The sequence below is a fragment of the Litorivita pollutaquae genome, assembly GCF_003205515.1.
Taxonomy (GTDB): domain Bacteria; phylum Pseudomonadota; class Alphaproteobacteria; order Rhodobacterales; family Rhodobacteraceae; genus Litorivita; species Litorivita pollutaquae.
The window spans coordinates 38,765-54,924 of sequence record NZ_KZ826483.1; the positions used below are offsets into that span (position 1 = coordinate 38,765).

The 16,160-nt window shown below is 59.7% G+C and carries 15 protein-coding genes; 9 read left to right on the forward strand and 6 right to left on the reverse strand.

The features are described 5' to 3' along the window. The gene (locus tag DI396_RS06755; protein ID WP_110795445.1) at window positions 1-3,390 is read left to right on the forward strand and encodes an efflux RND transporter permease subunit; all 3,390 of its coding nucleotides are present in this window, start codon (window positions 1-3) and stop codon (window positions 3,388-3,390) included. Window positions 3,391-3,451: 61 nt separating this feature from the next. On the opposite strand, the gene DI396_RS06760 is transcribed toward DI396_RS06755, so the two are convergent. Next, a complete protein-coding gene (locus DI396_RS06760) occupies window positions 3,452-4,270 on the reverse strand; it encodes a protein-disulfide reductase DsbD domain-containing protein (protein WP_110795446.1) in 819 nt (272 codons plus the stop codon). A 238-nt stretch (window positions 4,271-4,508) separates the two neighbouring features. Here DI396_RS06760 and DI396_RS06765 point away from each other — a divergent pair, with 238 nt between their 5' ends. Continuing rightward, window positions 4,509-5,096, forward strand: coding sequence for a YqgE/AlgH family protein (locus tag DI396_RS06765; RefSeq protein ID WP_110795447.1), 588 nt, complete (start codon window positions 4,509-4,511; stop codon window positions 5,094-5,096). A gap of 91 nt (window positions 5,097-5,187) precedes the next feature. Here the strand turns inward: DI396_RS06765 and DI396_RS06770 are convergent, their stop codons facing one another. Further along, window positions 5,188-6,156 carry an L-threonylcarbamoyladenylate synthase gene (locus DI396_RS06770; protein ID WP_110795448.1) on the reverse strand — a complete coding sequence of 323 codons (969 nt, stop codon included), beginning with the start codon at window positions 6,154-6,156 and terminating at the stop codon, window positions 5,188-5,190. A gap of 120 nt (window positions 6,157-6,276) precedes the next feature. On the opposite strand from DI396_RS06770, the gene DI396_RS06775 reads away from it, so the two are divergent. From DI396_RS06775 to DI396_RS06795, 5 genes are all read left to right on the forward strand, one after another. Next, on the forward strand, window positions 6,277-7,995 hold the full coding sequence (locus tag DI396_RS06775) for an acyl-CoA dehydrogenase (protein ID WP_110795449.1): 1,719 nt from the start codon (window positions 6,277-6,279) through the stop codon (window positions 7,993-7,995). A gap of 20 nt (window positions 7,996-8,015) precedes the next feature. Continuing rightward, window positions 8,016-9,038 carry an MBL fold metallo-hydrolase gene (locus DI396_RS06780; RefSeq protein ID WP_110795450.1) on the forward strand — a complete coding sequence of 341 codons (1,023 nt, stop codon included), beginning with the start codon at window positions 8,016-8,018 and terminating at the stop codon, window positions 9,036-9,038. 70 nt (window positions 9,039-9,108) lie between these two features. After that, entirely contained in the window at window positions 9,109-9,561 is a 453-nt protein-coding gene (locus DI396_RS06785; protein WP_110795451.1) for a DUF6173 family protein, read from the forward strand. 126 nt (window positions 9,562-9,687) lie between these two features. Next, window positions 9,688-9,822, forward strand: coding sequence for an aa3-type cytochrome c oxidase subunit IV (locus DI396_RS06790; RefSeq protein ID WP_110795452.1), 135 nt, complete (start codon window positions 9,688-9,690; stop codon window positions 9,820-9,822). 68 nt (window positions 9,823-9,890) lie between these two features. Continuing rightward, window positions 9,891-10,553, forward strand: a complete 663-nt coding sequence (locus DI396_RS06795) for a hypothetical protein (RefSeq protein ID WP_235851775.1) — start codon at window positions 9,891-9,893, stop codon at window positions 10,551-10,553. A gap of 4 nt (window positions 10,554-10,557) precedes the next feature. On the opposite strand, the gene DI396_RS06800 is transcribed toward DI396_RS06795, so the two are convergent. Together DI396_RS06800 and DI396_RS06805 are read right to left on the reverse strand one after the other, a co-directional pair. Beyond that, window positions 10,558-10,911 carry an AzlD domain-containing protein gene (locus tag DI396_RS06800; protein ID WP_110795453.1) on the reverse strand — a complete coding sequence of 118 codons (354 nt, stop codon included), beginning with the start codon at window positions 10,909-10,911 and terminating at the stop codon, window positions 10,558-10,560. Next, complete coding sequence (locus tag DI396_RS06805; protein WP_110795454.1) at window positions 10,908-11,636, reverse strand: AzlC family ABC transporter permease; 729 nt, start codon at window positions 11,634-11,636, stop codon at window positions 10,908-10,910. Before DI396_RS06805 ends, DI396_RS06800 begins: the two co-directional genes overlap by 4 nt. Window positions 11,637-11,784: 148 nt before the next feature. Between DI396_RS06805 and mobA the strand changes: the two genes are divergently transcribed. Beyond that, window positions 11,785-12,396, forward strand: coding sequence for a molybdenum cofactor guanylyltransferase MobA (gene mobA / locus DI396_RS06810; protein WP_235851776.1), 612 nt, complete (start codon window positions 11,785-11,787; stop codon window positions 12,394-12,396). 79 nt (window positions 12,397-12,475) lie between these two features. Here mobA and DI396_RS06815 read toward each other — a convergent pair whose 3' ends face one another. Then, window positions 12,476-13,510, reverse strand: a complete 1,035-nt coding sequence (locus tag DI396_RS06815; protein ID WP_110795455.1) for a hypothetical protein — start codon at window positions 13,508-13,510, stop codon at window positions 12,476-12,478. A 52-nt stretch (window positions 13,511-13,562) separates the two neighbouring features. Beyond that, complete coding sequence (gene greA / locus DI396_RS06820; protein WP_110795456.1) at window positions 13,563-14,033, reverse strand: transcription elongation factor GreA; 471 nt, start codon at window positions 14,031-14,033, stop codon at window positions 13,563-13,565. A gap of 278 nt (window positions 14,034-14,311) precedes the next feature. Here greA and DI396_RS06825 point away from each other — a divergent pair, with 278 nt between their 5' ends. Then, a complete protein-coding gene (locus DI396_RS06825) occupies window positions 14,312-15,961 on the forward strand; it encodes an electron transfer flavoprotein-ubiquinone oxidoreductase (RefSeq protein WP_110795457.1) in 1,650 nt (549 codons plus the stop codon). The last annotated feature ends 199 nt before the right edge of the window (window positions 15,962-16,160 follow it).

The window sequence follows — 16,160 nt, forward strand, 5'->3', positions numbered from 1 at the left end:
ATGGTGCGCGGCATTCCCCCGACTGCGGGCGGCCTTTTGTCCTATTTTACCCGGCATAGGACGGCGGCGAACCTGCTTCTGGTGGTGCTTTTGGTGCTTGGTTTGGCGGCCGCGCCACAGATGCGGGCCCAGTTTTTCCCCGATGTGATCATCGATACGGTTTCGGTCAGCGTGGTATGGGATGGGGCCGGAGCCGAAGACGTCGATGCGGCGATTGTGCAGCCGCTCGAACCTGCGCTTTTGGCGGTTGAGGGGGTCGAAAATGCCACGGCGACATCGCGCGAAGGGCGCGCCACCATCAATTTGGAATTCGAGCCGAGCTATGACATGAGCCGCGCCGCCGATGATGTGCAATCGGCGGTCGATGCGGTCACCACATTGCCCGAAGAGGCGGAGGAACCTTCCGTCGTGCGCGGGGCTTGGCGTGACCGCGTGACCGATATTGTCATCACCGGTCCCGTGGATGCGGCGCAGTTGGGGCTTTTTGCCGATGAATTGGTCACGCGGCTTTTTGCCGAAGGCGTGACCCGCACCACCATACGCGGCGTGGCCGCCCCGCAAACCATTGTCGAGGTCACCGGTGCCAGTCTGATCAAGCACCGGATTACGATGGCCGAGATCGCCGTTGCCATCGCCGAAGAGGTCGATGCCGATCCGGCCGGGGATATGGAGGGGGCCAATGCGCGGTTGCGTACCGGCGTTGAAAAACGCACGCCCGAAGCCATTGCCAATATCACCCTGCGGGCAGGCACCGATGGGACGCCTTTAACGGTCGGTGATGTGGCGGTGATCCGGTTGGAAGGGATTGATCGCGACCGCAGCTATTTTGTCGGGGATGATCCGGCCATGTCGGTGCGGGTGGACCGTTCGGCGCGCGGGGATGCCATCGGCATCCAGCATACTGTTGAAGAGGTCGCCGCGAAAATGGAGGAAACCCTGCCTGCCGGGGTCAGCATTGATTTGATCCGCACGCGGGCCGAAGCGATTTCGGCGCGGCTCAATATCTTGCTGGATAACGGGTTAATGGGGCTGGGCCTTGTGGTGATGTTGCTGTTTTTGTTCCTCAATGCGCGTACGGCATTTTGGGTGGCAGCAGGCATACCGGTGTCGATGCTGGCGGCGATTGCGGCCATGTATATGATGGGTATGACGATCAACATGATCTCGCTTTTTGCCTTGATCATCACGCTTGGGATCGTGGTGGATGATGCGATCGTCGTGGGCGAACATGCCGATGCGCGGGTGCGCGATTATGGCGAACCGCCGGTTGTGGCCGCCGAAACGGCGGCGAAACGCATGGCCTTGCCGGTGTTTTCTGCCTCGCTGACCACGATTATCGCGTTTTTTGGCCTGACTGCGGTTGGGGGGCGGTTCGGGAATTTGATCGCCGATATTCCGATCACGGTGATTGCGGTGCTGGCCGCCAGCCTTGTGGAATGTTTCCTGATCCTGCCGAACCATATGAGCCATGCTTTGACAGCATCGGGCAAGGATCATTGGTATGATTGGCCCTCGCGCACGGTGAACAAAGGTTTCGAATGGGGACGATCGACGTTGTTCCGTCCGGCGATGCGGGGCGTTGTGACGCTGCGATATCCGGTGATCGCAGTGGTTCTTTTGCTTCTGGCATCACATGTGTCGCTCTTGATTGGCGGTGATGTGAAATGGCGGTTTTTTAATGCGCCTGAACGCGGGTCGGTCACCGGGAATTTCGCCATGCTGTCAGGGGCCACGTCTGACGACACGCGCGCGATGATGCGCGAGATGCAGCGCGCCACGGAACAGGTCGCGGCCGAATATCAGGAAAAATATGGCGTCGATCCGGTTGATTATGTGATCGCAGAGATTGGTGGCAATTCGGGCCGCCCTTTGGCCAGCGCCGACACCAAAGACAATAGCCTGTTGGGCGGCATTGCGATTGAATTGATCGATGCCGATTTGCGGCCTTACTCAAGCTTCGCCTTCGTGGCCGATCTGCAAGAGGCGGTGCGGCATCACCCGTTGGCCGAAGAGGTGAGCTTTCGTGGCTGGCGCTCTGGCCCGGGCGGCGAGGCGTTGGATGTGCAGTTTTACGGTGCCAGCGCCGAGGATTTGAAAAAAGCAGCGGAGGCTTTGAAAGAGGCCTTGTTGCCCTTTCCCGAGGTGTCGGCGGTCGAGGATAACCTTGCCTATGACAAGGAGGAATTGATTCTCGATCTGACCGCGCAAGGGCAGGCATTGGGATTCACCATCGACGGGTTGGGCCGGGTGTTGCGCGCCCGCGTCGGCGGGATCGAGGCGGCGACCTATCCCGAGGGTCCGCGCAGCGCCGCGATTCGTGTCGAATTGCCCGAAGGCGAATTGACGGCGGATTTCCTTGAGCGGATGTATATGCGCACAGGCACCGGCGCATATGTGCCCTTGGCTGATATCGTCAAAGTCACGCGGCGCGACGGGTTCTCGACGGTGCGGCGCGAAAACGGATTGCGGTTGATTTCGGTGACGGGGGACATTTCCGAGGACGATCCGGCCCGCGCCGAAGAAATTCTCTTGACGTTGGAGACCGAAATCCTGCCCAAGATCGCATCGGAATTGCAAGTTGAATGGCGTCTGTCGGGCCTCAGCGAACAAGAGGACGAATTTCTCAATGACGCCATGCTGGGGCTGATCCTCACATTGACGGGGATTTATCTGGTGCTGGCTTGGGTGTTTTCCAGTTGGACACGTCCGGTCGTCGTCATGGCGATCATTCCTTTTGGCCTTGTCGGGATGATTTACGGCCATTGGATTTGGGAGGTGCCTTTGTCGATGTTCTCGGTGGTCGGTGGTCTTGGCATGACGGGGATCATTATCAATGATTCCATCGTTTTGGTGACGACGATTGACGAGTACGCGGAAAAACGCGGGCTCGTGCCTGCGATCATTGACGGGGCGGCGGACCGGCTTCGTCCGGTGATGTTGACGACGATGACCACGGTCTTGGGGCTTGCGCCGCTGCTCTACGAGCAATCGCAACAGGCGCAGTTTCTCAAACCTACGGTGATTACATTGGTCTATGGCCTCGGCTTCGGGATGCTTTTGGTGCTCTTGGTGGTGCCGGCCTTGATGGCGATGCAATTGGATGTGGCGCGGCAAACCGGGACGTTCAAACGTGCCTTGCGGATGCGTGGGCCGCATATCGCCGGGTTGCGTGCGGCGGCGATGGGCGGTTTTGCCGTGATGCTGGCATGGCTAGGCGCGACTATGGGCGCCATGGCGATCGGTGGGGCGTTGGCGGGGCCGCTTGCGCGGCTTGCGCCGGTGTCCTCGCTTGGTGGCGCGTTTTTGGTGTTTGCCGCCGGTCTGGCCGCCTTCTTGACACTCGCCTATGCGGTGATGACGGCGATCATCCACCGCCGTCGACGGGCCTGAGGTGTAGTGTATGGACGGTGGGTCTCACAGGGGCGCATCGGGTGCCCTCCGGGCGAGATGGCTACTCGGCAGAGCAACCTTGGATGTCCACCGCGCGTTCGCTGCCCAAGACAGTAAAGCGAAGCCCCGCGCGGTCCAGCGCAAAGGCCGCGCCGGTCATATGGATCAAATCTGCGGTTGCGGTGAGCGTGCCGCCGCTTCGGCGGCTGACCGCTTCGGAGACCCAGACCTGTGGGTCGCGGCTTTCGATGATGGCATGTTCTACGGCGCCGGTGGACGGCAGCGCCAGACGGGCGGTGACCCGCAGGCCGCCGTCGATCACCTCGACAGCGCAGGTGGCCTTGCCCGCGCCGGCGCGTTTGGCGCTGAGCGGTTGCGCGGCCAAGGCGCGGTGAATGCGTGGATCAGAGGTGCCCGTGGCAGGAATCGGGGCGCGTAGATCAAGGGTGATCGGCACGCAGATATCTTTGCAAATCCCGATGTGTAATGCGCCTTCAAGCTTGCCTGCCTGTGCCGTTTCCATATCGATTCGCAGTGGCAAAATCACGTGACCATGGTAGCCGATCGAGGTCATACCATTTTGGTCGATCACCTCCGGCGTGGGCCAGGAAATCGAAACGCCAGCAATATTATCGGATTGATGCCAGTCCAACACCGGCGGCACGCCCGCGTCTCCGGGCGCGCGCCAATAGGTTTTCCATCCTTCGGCGAGGGTCAATTCCAAGGCCGCCACATGACGCGTTCCGCTTTCACGCCATCCGGTGAGTACCCGCGCATCGACATACGCCGCATAGGGGTTTGCGGTTGACGCGCTGGGGATTGCAGCGACGAGACTGGCCACGAAGAGGGCACGCAGAGGGGATCGGGAGCGTATTGTCATGCGTTAGCTGTGCCTTCTGCGGCGCGGATTGCCAACTCACTTTGTGGCGAGGGGGGTGAAATATCGCTCAAACCTATCGCGCGACACCGGCCGGAGCCGAGAGTTTCCCCCCACGGGTGGGGGCAGGGGTTGCAGTGGGCGGCGCTGCGCTACATTCTGTTAAGTAGGCGGCGCTATGATGCGCAGCATAGGTTTGGGCCAATCGGGCCAAAGGGCAATACAAGAGGCATAGGCGGCGATGAGCATCCGTATGGAAGAGGATCTGACGGGAAAGCTATTGATCGCGATGCCCGGTATGGGGGACACGCGTTTCGATGGCAGCGTCATTTACCTATGTGCGCATTCCAGCGAGGGCGCGATGGGGTTGATCATCAACAAACCGACGCCGGATCTCAAACTTGAAGATTTGCTTGAACAGCTTGAGATTGACGCGCCTGCGGGATCGGCGCGGCCGAAATCTATTCTCATGCCGGTGCATTTTGGCGGGCCAGTGGAACATGCCCGTGGCTTTGTTTTGCATTCTGCTGACTATGGCCGCAGCGACAGCACGCTCGCGGTTAATGATGAATTCGGCATGACCGCGTCCTTGGATATCTTGCACGATATTGCCGCCGGAGACGGGCCGGAACGCGCGGTGATGGCGCTGGGTTATGCCGGGTGGGGACCGGGTCAGTTGGAGGCCGAGATCGCCGCGAATGGCTGGCTGACCTGCGATGCCAGCATTGATTTGGTCTTTGCGCCCGAGAATGGCGGCAAATGGGGCGCGGCGCTCAAAACGCTCGGCGTAAGCGCTTTGGCTTTGTCGAGTACTGCGGGGCACGCGTGATACGCAGGGTTTGGACAGGGTCTTTATTGCACGCGGCTGATTTTGCCGGTGTCCTTGTCGGCAGGTGTGGATTTCGGATCCAGCGATAAGTTTAGGGACGTGGCGCGGCGGCGCGGCGCAGGCGGTCATTGATTGCGGCGCCAAGCCCTTCCGCCGGGATCGGGGCCACGGCAATGCCCGTCGGGGCGGGCGACGTGGTTTTTGACAATGCGTCTAATGCGTGCAGGTGCCTGAAAAGATTGGCGGCGGCTTCACGCAGCTCGCCGGTGTCAGACAGATTTATATCACAGGCCATCGTGCCGAACCCGAGCATTAATTCTCCCGGTTTTGCCGAAGAGGCATTCAATCGCACCGGCAGGGTCGGGGCGTAATGCGACGCCATCTGGCCCGGCGCGGTGATGCCCTTGGCTTCGGGGGCAGTGTGATCGGTCAAGGGCGCGCCCAAAACGGCGTCGATGTCTTCGCGAGGCACCCCACCCGCGCGCAACAGGACCGGCGTGGGGGCGAACCCGATGATGGTTGATTCGAGGCCGACCTCACAGGCACCGCCGTCCAGCACGGCTTCGATTCGATCCCCCAGACCCGCAATGACATGAGCGGTGGTCGTGGGGCTGATTTTTCCGGAGGGGTTGGCCGACGGGGCGGCAATCGGTCCGCCAAAGGCGCGCAAGAGCGCCTGTGCTGCAGGGTGTGCGGGAACGCGGATGCCGACGCTGGGCAATCCAGCGGTGACCAGATCCGATAATCCGTGCCCCGCCCGTAAGGGCAAAACCAAAGTCAAAGGGCCGGGCCAGAAGGCGCGGGCAAGCCGATCTGCTTCGGGCGTCCATTCGGCATATCCTTGGGCCGCCTCGATATCGGCAACATGGACAATCAAGGGATTGAAGGCGGGGCGCGATTTGGCTTCGAAAATACTGGCAACCGCCGGGCCCTGACGGGCATCTGCGCCCAGCCCGAACACTGTTTCGGTCGGAAAGGCCACGCGTCCGCCCGCCGTCAATATGGCGGCCGCTTTGGCAACGCCAGCTGTGTCGAAATTTAGGACCTTAATCGCATTCATTCGTTGTTTTCCGTGACGCGGCGTTCTGGTTGTCCGGCGTAGGGTGCTCTATAGGGTATCGTGCAAAGTCGAATTTAGAGAACCATGCGGCCGCATCGACCGCATCCGTAGGAGATACATATGCCTTACCGCGCCCCCGTTGCCGACTACAAGTTCATCTTCGAACATGTTGTGGGTCTCACGCAGGTCTCTGCGACCGAAAAGTTTGCCGAGGCGACCTCCGATGTCACCGACGCGATTCTGACCGAAGCGGGCCGGATGTGCGAAGAGGTGCTTGCGCCGCTGAACCGCAATGGCGATTTGTTTCCCGCTGCTGTTGAAAATGGCGTGGTGCGCACCTCCAAAGGGTTTGCAGACGGATTCAAGGCGATTGCCGAAGGCGGTTGGGTGGGTATCTCTGCCGATCCGGAATATGGCGGCATGGGCTTGCCGATTGCGATGACGACGGCGCTCAACGACATGATGAGCGCAAGTTGCATGGCGCTGGGCCTTAACCCGTTGCTGACGCAAGGCCAGATCGAGGCGCTTGAGCATCACGCCAGCGACGAGATCAAGGCGATGTATTTGCCCAAGCTGATCAGCGGCGAGTGGACCGGCACGATGAACCTGACCGAACCGCAGGCCGGATCGGATGTCGGCGCGTTGCGGTCCAAGGCCGAACCCAATGGCGATGGCAGCTACGCCGTGTCGGGGCAAAAGATTTTCATCAGCTGGGGTGATCATGATTTTGGCGGCAATGTTTGCCACCTTGTCTTGGCGCGTTTGCCCGACGGAGCCGAAGGCACCCGCGGGATCAGCCTCTTCATGGTGCCGAAATTCATCCCGAACGAGGATGGCTCTTTGGGCGAGGCCAATAGCCTGCGGGTGGTGAGCCTTGAACATAAAATGGGCATTCACGGCTCGCCCACTGCGGTGATGGAATTTGACGGCGCGACCGGCTGGCTTGTTGGCGCAGAGCATAAAGGCATGGCCGCGATGTTCACGATGATGAACAACGCCCGCCTCGCCGTGGGCGCGCAAGGCATCGGCATTGCCGAAGGCGCATACCAACATGCGCTGTCCTATGCGCTCGATCGCAAGCAAGGGCCGACGCCGGTGAATGATAAAAATGGCGCGATTGTCGATCACGCTGATGTGCGCCGGATGCTGCTCGAGATGAAGGCCGATACATTTGCGGCGCGTAGCATCGGTTTGGCCTGCGCCGTGGCGATCGACATGGGCAATGCAACGGGCGATGCGGAGTGGAAAGCCCGGGCGGCCTTCCTGACGCCGATTGCGAAAAGCTTTGGCTCGGACACCGGTATCCGTAGCGCCGAATTGGGCGTGCAGGTGCATGGCGGTATGGGCTTCATCGAGGAAACCGGCGCCGCGCAATATAGCCGCGATGTGCGTGTCACCGCGATTTACGAGGGCACCAACGGCATTCAGGCGATGGACCTTGTGGCGCGTAAAATGATGGATGGCGGCGAGGCTGCATATCGGTTGCTTGATGAAATTCAGGCGGATGTAGAGACGGCGCGCGCGCAGTGTCCCGATCTGGGCGAGAAGGTTTGGAACGCCTGCGAAACGTTGCGCGAAACCACCGAATGGTTGGTTTCACAGGGCGATTTGAACGCGCGCTTTGCGGGTGCTGTGGCTTATCAATCGGGGTTTGCGCGGGTGCTGGGCGGATATTACCATCTCAAGGCGGCATTGGCCGAAACCGGAACCGGCGCGCGCACCAAGCTGGCGCGGTTTTATATCACCCGGCTTTTGCCTGAACATGCCAGCCTTCTGGAGACCGCAATGCAGGGCGCGGAGGATCTTTATGCGCTGAGCCTTGACGAGCTTGGCGCGTGAGCCGCGAAGGGTTTAGCCCTATGCGTATGCCATGGAGTGCTGCGCCGGAGACCGGGCAGGCGACCGAGGTCGCGCCCGGTATCTTGTGGCTGCGGTTGCCGTTGCCGATGGCGCTGGATCATGTGAATGTCTATGTGCTCGACGATGGCGATGGTTGGACCTTGGTGGATACCGGTGTCTATTCGAAAGCCGCCGTGGCCCTTTGGAACGAGATCCTTGATGGGCCTTTGGCCGGCAAACCTGTGACCCGCGTTTTGTTGACCCATCACCATCCGGATCACGTCGGCATGGCCGGCTGGTTCCAGGAGCGCGGGGCGGAGATTATCACCTCTCGCACTGCTTACCTGATGGCGCGGATGTTGATTTTGGACGTGCAAACCGAAGCGACGGAGCCGGCCAAAGATTTTTGGCGCAGCGCGGGGATGAACGCCGAAATCTACGCCACACGTGTCGCCGAACGTCCGTTTAATTTCGCTGATATCGTGCACCCGCTCGGCATCGGATATCGCCGCTTGCAGCAGGGCGATGTGTTTGAGGCCGCAGGGCGCAAATGGGATGTGCATATGGGCAACGGCCACGCGCCGGAGCATATTACTTTATGGAGCCACGAGGGCGATGTTGTTTTGGCCGGCGACCAGATACTCAGCTCGATCAGCCCCAATGTGGGCGTGCATCCGACCGAACCCGGTGCCGATCCGGTTGGCGAATGGTTGGAAAGCTGCGAACGGCTTGAAATTTTGGCAACCGAAGATCGTCTGGTGTTAGGCGGTCACAAGTTGCCCTTTACCGGCCTGCCGATTCGAATGCGGCAATTGATTGAAAACCATCACGGCGCTCTCAAACGATTGGTCAAACATCTTGAGACGCCGCAGACGGCTTGTGATTGTTTCGCGCCACTCTTCAAGCGCAAAATCGATGCGGGCACCTATGGCCTTGCGATGGTCGAAGCCTTTGCCCATCTCAATCATTTGCATCAATTGGGGCAGGTGGAGCGTAGCTTGCGCGATGATGGCGCTTATCTTTGGCGCGCGGTGACGGCATAAAACACGCGCTGCGGCTTGTACTTCGATGGTGTATCGGCATTGTGGGCGCAAACATAGCAAGGGGTCCCGGATGGACGACAAGATTGAAACCACCGCTGAGGCGCATGAGGGGTCGGCATTGCCGCGCCGACATGAGGTGCATTCTGACCCTGATAAAGTTGCCAATACTGAATTGCCAGAAACCCTGAGCGATAAACCCGTCGAGCGTAAAAGCGCGGCGGAATGGGCTTATGAACGGTTGATTCTCTACATCAAGAATTTCGAGGAACAGCTCGATGAGGAGCATGAGGTCGCCATGGGATTCGCCGGCGGCGACGCGGGCGTGTTGCGCATTGAGGGTATGGGCTTTTTTGACCCCGATATCGTGACATTTTATGGCGCGGATGCGACCGGCGCAAAAACCCAGCTTATCCAGCATGTTACGCAGCTCAGTGTTCTGTTGCGCGCCCTGCCGAAAGAGGTCGAGCAAGTCCCGCCGAAACGTATCGGTTTTCGGTTGGCGGCGGATTTGGCCAAGGCATAAATGGCGTGGCGCTCGACGGTGGAATTTTACACCCTGCGCCGCGATTTGCCGCATCTGGCGTGGTGACAGGGCCGGCAAAATGATTTATCGAGACCGCGAAACACGCATGAACGAGGACCGCTACCCATGGCTGATCACAAACACGGCGAAATGAACACCGAAGTTCAGGAAAAAACCTTTGAGGGCTTTCTCAAGGCTACGGCTTGGGTCACGGGTGCTTCGATTTTTGTTTTGATCATCATGGCGCTGTTCAACAGCTAAGGCCGCGACGATTGCGCGGCGGCTATGGGGGAACCCATTGCTCCGTCCTCCCATAGGGCACCCCTCCCATGATCCGTAAATCGCTTCTTCTGTGCGCCGGTTTGGCGTTGTTCGGCTTGTCGGCCTGCGGGCGCCCGCCGGTGCAATATGTGTCGGATGAGGTGGCTGCGCGTTCGGTGTATCGCCATTCCGGTCCGCCGACGCTCACCCTGTTTACGATGATCAATAACGACAGTGGCGCGGGCGCTCATAGCGCTTTGATGATCAACGGCTCACAACGGGTGATCTTTGACCCTGCGGGCACGGTGTCACACCCGCAAATTCCTGAACGCCATGATGTGATCCTTGGCGCGTCGCCGCATTTGGTGGATGCTTATACCCGCGCCCATGCGCGCTCGACCTATCATGTGGTGCTGCAAGAGGTGGAGGTCGCGCCTGAAGTGGCCGAATTGGCGTTGCAAAAGGCATTCGCAAATGGTCCGGCCAATAGCGGCACCTGCACATTGACCACCTCCGGGTTGCTCGCCAGCCTTCCGGGAATGCAGAATATTCGCCAAACGTGGTTCCCCAAGGCCTTGATGAAGGACTTCGGCGCCTTGCCCGAGGTCAAGACCCGCGAATTGTTCGAATATGATGACCCGGACAAGGCCGTGGCGCTACGCGCTTACGAGCCTGAAGCCGTCGCGGCATCACGGGCCCGCAAAGCCGCCATGAAGGTCGCCGCCGAATAATAGCTCAGCCCAGTAGGTAAAGCGCCAGATACAACGATCCTGCGCCGCCCACAATCGCCCAGAGCACATTGCGGGTGGTCACGCCGATGGCGATGGTGGTGGCGGCTGCAATTAAGCGTGCGGGATCGGGCACGCCGCCGGTTGCGGTGGGAAAAAACACCGCAGAGGCGATCAAGCCGGGCAAGACCGCGACCGAGGTATAGCGCAGATGGCGCAGCACCCATTCGGGCATCGCGCGGTTGCCGACCAATCCGGTGAACATGAAACGCAATCCGAAGCTGCCCAATCCCAAAAGGATGATCACGGTCCAAAGCGTGGTGCGGTCGATGTGCGCGGTGGTTTGAGAAAGCGCGTTCATGCGGCGGCTCCTGCGCGGCGGTTGAGAATCAATTCAAGCCGCGCACCGACCAGCATCGCCGCAATCGCCGCGATCAACAGGCCGAGATTATACGGCAAGAAGGCAAAGGTCAGCGCCAAAACCACCGAGATCAGCGCCGCCGCCATATGGGGCAGGGACCGCAAAGCCGGTGCCACGATTGCCAAAAACGTAATCGGGACGGCGAAATCCAAGGCCCAACTGTCGGGGATAGACTCGCCCGCCCATGCGCCGATCACCGTGGCCAGATACCACAGCGGGCAAATGGGCACGATTACCCCTGCAAAGTAGCGTAGTTTTTGATCCAATCCCCAGTCGCGATGTTTTTGATAGGCGACATCGGCGCAGGCGAAACTTTGATCGATCGTGAAATAGGCGATCAAGGCGCGCTGCCATAGAGGGGCCATGCCAATATGCGGGGTTAGGGCCGCCGAATACATTGCCATGCGCAGGTTCACCGCCAAGGCCGAAATCAGCACAATCACCGTTGGCGTGTTGTCCACCATCAATTGCAGGGCGGTGAACTGCGCCGCACCGGCGATCACCACCACGGAAAAGGTCAGCGCCTCAAAGACATTGAGCCCGGCTTCGGTGGCCACCACGCCAAAGACCACGCCGAAGGGGATGATCACCAAGACAAATGGCAAGGCGTCGCGTATGCCTTGCCCGAAGGGCGAGATGGAAGATTTGCCGATGGAGAAAGCCATGGAACCCCGGTATCATGATGTGAGCGTTGGAAGACCCGCGTGGATAATACGGGTGACAACAGGCCTAACGAGGTTGCGCCAGGGATGCAATTGAACGCCCCATCAATTCGAGTGATCACTGCCCGAATCGCGGTGCGGTGGGGGGCGCATGATGTCCTTTGACCGGACCTTTGCAGGCCCGCAGCCGGCTGGGTTGATTCTTGCCGGCGGCGCGGGGCGGCGCATGGGCGGTGTTGATAAGGCCGGGCTCAGGCTCAACGATGAAACATTGCTGGCCCGTGCGCTGCGCCGGATTGCGCCGCAAGTTGACCTGATCGCTTTATCTGTGGGAGGCGATATGGCTCGCGGGGCGGGGCATCACATTGCGGCGTTGCCTGATCCGCAGGCATATCTTGGGGATGGACCGTTATCCGGTGTGCTCGCCGGATTGATTTGGGCTCAGGCCAATGATGCGGCGGGGGTGGTGAGCCTTGCGGTGGATACACCGTTCTTTCCCGATGACCTCGCCGCGCGGCTGTCGCGAAACGGTGATTTTACCGTCGCCTTTGCCGGCGGGCGATTGCATCCGACCTTCGGCTATTGGCCGTGTCGTTTGCGCGGGCCACTTGAAGACGCCCTCGCGTCTGGGCACCGCAGGCTCGGTGATTTTGCCGCTGCACAAGGGGCGGCAAAGGTCGAGTTTCCCGATGCGGCGGCTTTTTTCAACATCAATACGCCGGACGATCTGGCACAGGCGCGGAACCGTGAGGCGGGTTTGTGAATATTAGGGCGTTACAGATGGGCGCGCGCCGCAAGGCGCCGTGACATCGGCATGGGGCTGCGCGCTCTGCTGGTGCGGATCAATCGAAGGTGCCTGCCACCCGGCCCAAAAGCATAAAGGCCCGCGCCGTTCGGGTATCGGACAGAGCAGAGATTTCCGAATCGGATGCACCATCGGCGAATTCGGCAACGGCCTGATCAAAACGGCGCAGGAAGTGATGCGCCACGTCGCGAAAAATCGGATCCTGCCGCATCCGCCCTGCCGTCAGCGCAAGCGACGACCGATCCCGAATCCCGCCCAGTGGCGCAACCGAACGCCCGCGCTCGCCGCTGGCGAATTTGCGCCAGATCTCGGGGCGCGCCATATCCGGGCGCAGATCGTCCATATAGATGCCGTCCTGGCTGAGCAGGGTCAAAATATCCTGCGCGGCCTGAATCAATTGTTTGGCCTGCCGGTCTGCGAGCGCACGGCGCAAGGCGTCGAACCCGGCCTTGTCTTCGGCGGTTTCGGGGAAATTGATCGCGCGGATGAAATCGGCGCGCTCCAAGGGCGGCGCCATGTCTTCGGAGGGGGTGCCAAGCGGCAATGACACTTGCTCGGCTTTATCGCCCTCGGGCTCCTGCGTGGGCGTGGGTTTGCGATTGGCGGTATCCTCGCGGTCGCGGTTGCCCGATAGCGCCGCCAATGTGGTCTCTGTCTTGCGTTGCGCTTCGGCGATTTGGTCTAATTTACGGGCCACTGTGCTGACATCCGGGGCGTTTTGGCGACCGGCCTGAGATTGCGCAACATAGCTATGGCGGATGGCGTCGATGGCGGCCTGCAACCGCTGGCTTTCCTCGCGCATCACGCGGCTTGAGCGGGCGGCGGTGGCCGCGACCCAAATCATTGCCACCGGCATGAAAATGGCGAGCATGGTGATGAGAAACCGCAACCCGCCCATATTGCCCGCTTCGACCGCTCTGGCGCTGCCGGCGGTGAGGAAAAAAATCACTGCGGCAAGCAACCAGACAAGCGACAGCGCCAGCGCGATGATCTCGATGCCGGTGATCGCCTTGCCCTTGGGCTTGTCGTATATGCCGAGCGGCGTGGGCCGCGTGGTCGGTGTTTCAGCCATTTCGGTCTGCCAGTCCAATCATCTCGGGACAAAGGGCACCATGGCCCCCTGCTTAGATATAGGCGATTTTAAGAATTTCGTAAGCCTTCTCGCCGCCCGGCGTGCGCACTTCGACGCTGTCGCCTTCTTCCTTACCAATCAGGGCGCGGGCGATGGGCGATTTGATGTTCAACAGGCCTTTTTCGATGTTGGCTTCGTGTTCGCCGACGATCTGCCATGTTTTCTCTTCATCGGTGTCCTCGTCAACGACCGTTACCGTGGCGCTGAACTTGATCGGGCCGGAGAGGGTTTTGGGGTCGATGACCTCGGCCAACGAGATCACCGCTTCCAATTCCTTGATGCGGCCCTCGATGAAGGAATGCTTTTCGCGTGCCGAATGGTATTCGGCATTTTCCGACAAATCGCCATGCTCGCGTGCTTCCGCAATCGCGGCAATGATTGCGGGGCGCTCAACGGACTTGAGCTGTTTCAATTCGGCTTCCAGCGCGGTGTGCCCGGCGCGGGTCATTGGGATCTTTTCCATGAACTCTTTCCAGAACGGTCGAGGAGCAGCCTCTCGCTGCTCGGGGAATTTCGGGTTGAGATACCTGACCTAAAGGAGGAGGGTAATGCAAGCTATCTGTGAGGGATATGGCAAGATTTCTCTTGTCCATGCGTGCTCGCGCGGTGGCAAGTGTGCATTATAACGCATCGAAGCGATTGACGGGCGATGCTGCACTGCGGTATCCACGGCGAAATATTATTACGCGCAAGGCTTGCGCAGGGCAACATCGCCCTTGACCAACGGGAGGAGCCACCCAAATGAGCGAGATCGAACGGGAAGCAATGGAATACGACGTGGTCATCGTCGGTGCGGGTCCGGCGGGCCTGTCAGCGGCGATCCGTCTTAAGCAACTCGATGCGGATATCAATGTCGTGGTTTTGGAAAAAGGCTCGGAAGTGGGCGCGCATATCCTGTCGGGTGCGGTTTTGGATCCTTGCGGTTTGAACGCATTGATCCCCGATTGGAAAGAAAAAGGCGCGCCGTTGAACACGCCTGTGAAGGTCGATAATTTCTACATGCTGGGTGAGGCGGGCAAAATCCGCGTGCCGAATTTCCCAATGCCACCGCTCATGAGCAACCACGGCAATTATATCGTGTCCATGGGCAACGTGTGCCGCTGGATGGCGGAGCAAGCCGAAGAAATGGGCGTCGAGATTTTCCCGGGCATGGCGTGCTCGGAATTGGTTTACGGTGAAAACGGCGAAGTCAAAGGCGTTGTCGCGGGCGAATTTGGCCGTAATCCTGACGGCACTCCGGGCGACGGATATGAGCCGGGCATGGAATTGCATGGCAAATATGTATTCCTCTCCGAAGGCGTGCGCGGGTCCTTGTCGAAACAGGTGATCGCGAAATACGACCTGTCCAAAGGTCATGATCCGCAAAAATTCGGCCTTGGCATGAAAGAGATTTGGGAGATCGATCCCGCCAAGCATAAAGAAGGCACCGTGACCCACACGATGGGCTGGCCTTTGAATGGCAATGCCGGTGGCGGTAGCTTCATCTACCACATTGAAAACAATCAGGTGTATGTCGGGTTTGTGGTGCACTTGAACTACAAGAACCCGCATCTTTTCCCCTATATGGAATTCCAGCGGTTCAAACATCACCCGGTGGTGGCGGACCTTTTGGAGGGCGGTAAACGCGTGGCCTATGGCGCGCGGGCGATTTCCGAGGGCGGCTATCAATCGATGCCGAAAATGACCTTCCCCGGCGGTGCGATGCTCGGCTGTTCGGTGGGTATGGTCAACGTGCCGCGCATTAAGGGGAACCACAATGCGATGCTGTCGGGCAAGGCCGCCGCAGAGGCCGCTTTCGAGGCGATCCAAGCAGGCCGCAGCGGCGACGAATTGCCCGCGTATGAGGATGAAGTACGCACAGGCGCCATCGGCAAGGATTTGAAAAAAGTCCGCAACGTCAAACCTTTGTGGTCCAAGTATGGGCTTATGGCGTCACTCGCGGTTGGTGGGTTCGATATGTGGACCAACACCTTTGGCTTCTCGCTTTTGGGGACGCTCAAGCATGGCAAGAACGATGCCGACGCCACGGAAGAGGCCAGCAAGCACAAGCCGATCGACTATCCGAAACCTGATGGCAAGCTGAGCTTTGACCGGCTTACCAACGTCAGCTTTTCGATGACCAACCACGAAGAGCAGCAACCGTGTCACCTGCGTTTGACGAATGATGCGGTGCCTGTGACCGTCGATCTGGCGAAATATGCGGGTCCTTCGGCACGGTATTGCCCTGCGGGCGTTTATGAATTTGTCGAGGAAGAGGGCAAGGAGCCGCGCTTCGTCATCAACTTCCAAAACTGCGTGCATTGCAAAACCTGCGATATCAAAGACCCCGCGCAGAACATCACATGGACCACGCCCCAAGGCGGCGATGGGCCGAATTACCCGAACATGTGATCCGCAGGCCGGATATAGCCGGATATATAAGTGAACGAGAAGGGGGGCCGATTGGTGCCCCTTTTTTGTTAGGCAAACCGCTTCCTGGCGCGCATATGGTCGGGCGCGATATGCATATCCGGTTGGCGGCCGCGGGCCGGAGGAGGCCCCGGCGCCGTTTTTATGAAAATGCGGGGCATAACCGGCAGCAAACTGCCCG

Coding starts and splice junctions, on each gene's coding strand:
- DI396_RS06775 (WP_110795449.1), top strand. CDS start 6,277: ATGCCTTACCGCGCCCCCGTTGCCGACTACAAGTTCATCTTCGAACAT.
- DI396_RS06780 (WP_110795450.1), top strand. CDS start 8,016: ATGCGTATGCCATGGAGTGCTGCGCCGGAGACCGGGCAGGCGACCGAG.
- DI396_RS06765 (WP_110795447.1), top strand. CDS start 4,509: ATGAGCATCCGTATGGAAGAGGATCTGACGGGAAAGCTATTGATCGCG.
- DI396_RS06755 (WP_110795445.1), top strand. CDS start 1: ATGGTGCGCGGCATTCCCCCGACTGCGGGCGGCCTTTTGTCCTATTTT.
- DI396_RS06790 (WP_110795452.1), top strand. CDS start 9,688: ATGGCTGATCACAAACACGGCGAAATGAACACCGAAGTTCAGGAAAAA.
- DI396_RS06800 (WP_110795453.1), bottom strand. CDS start 10,911: ATGAACGCGCTTTCTCAAACCACCGCGCACATCGACCGCACCACGCTT.
- DI396_RS06785 (WP_110795451.1), top strand. CDS start 9,109: ATGGACGACAAGATTGAAACCACCGCTGAGGCGCATGAGGGGTCGGCA.
- DI396_RS06760 (WP_110795446.1), bottom strand. CDS start 4,270: ATGACAATACGCTCCCGATCCCCTCTGCGTGCCCTCTTCGTGGCCAGT.
- DI396_RS06770 (WP_110795448.1), bottom strand. CDS start 6,156: ATGAATGCGATTAAGGTCCTAAATTTCGACACAGCTGGCGTTGCCAAA.
- DI396_RS06815 (WP_110795455.1), bottom strand. CDS start 13,510: ATGGCTGAAACACCGACCACGCGGCCCACGCCGCTCGGCATATACGAC.
- greA (WP_110795456.1), bottom strand. CDS start 14,033: ATGGAAAAGATCCCAATGACCCGCGCCGGGCACACCGCGCTGGAAGCC.
- mobA (WP_235851776.1), top strand. CDS start 11,785: ATGATGTCCTTTGACCGGACCTTTGCAGGCCCGCAGCCGGCTGGGTTG.
- DI396_RS06805 (WP_110795454.1), bottom strand. CDS start 11,636: ATGGCTTTCTCCATCGGCAAATCTTCCATCTCGCCCTTCGGGCAAGGC.
- DI396_RS06825 (WP_110795457.1), top strand. CDS start 14,312: ATGAGCGAGATCGAACGGGAAGCAATGGAATACGACGTGGTCATCGTC.
- DI396_RS06795 (WP_235851775.1), top strand. CDS start 9,891: ATGATCCGTAAATCGCTTCTTCTGTGCGCCGGTTTGGCGTTGTTCGGC.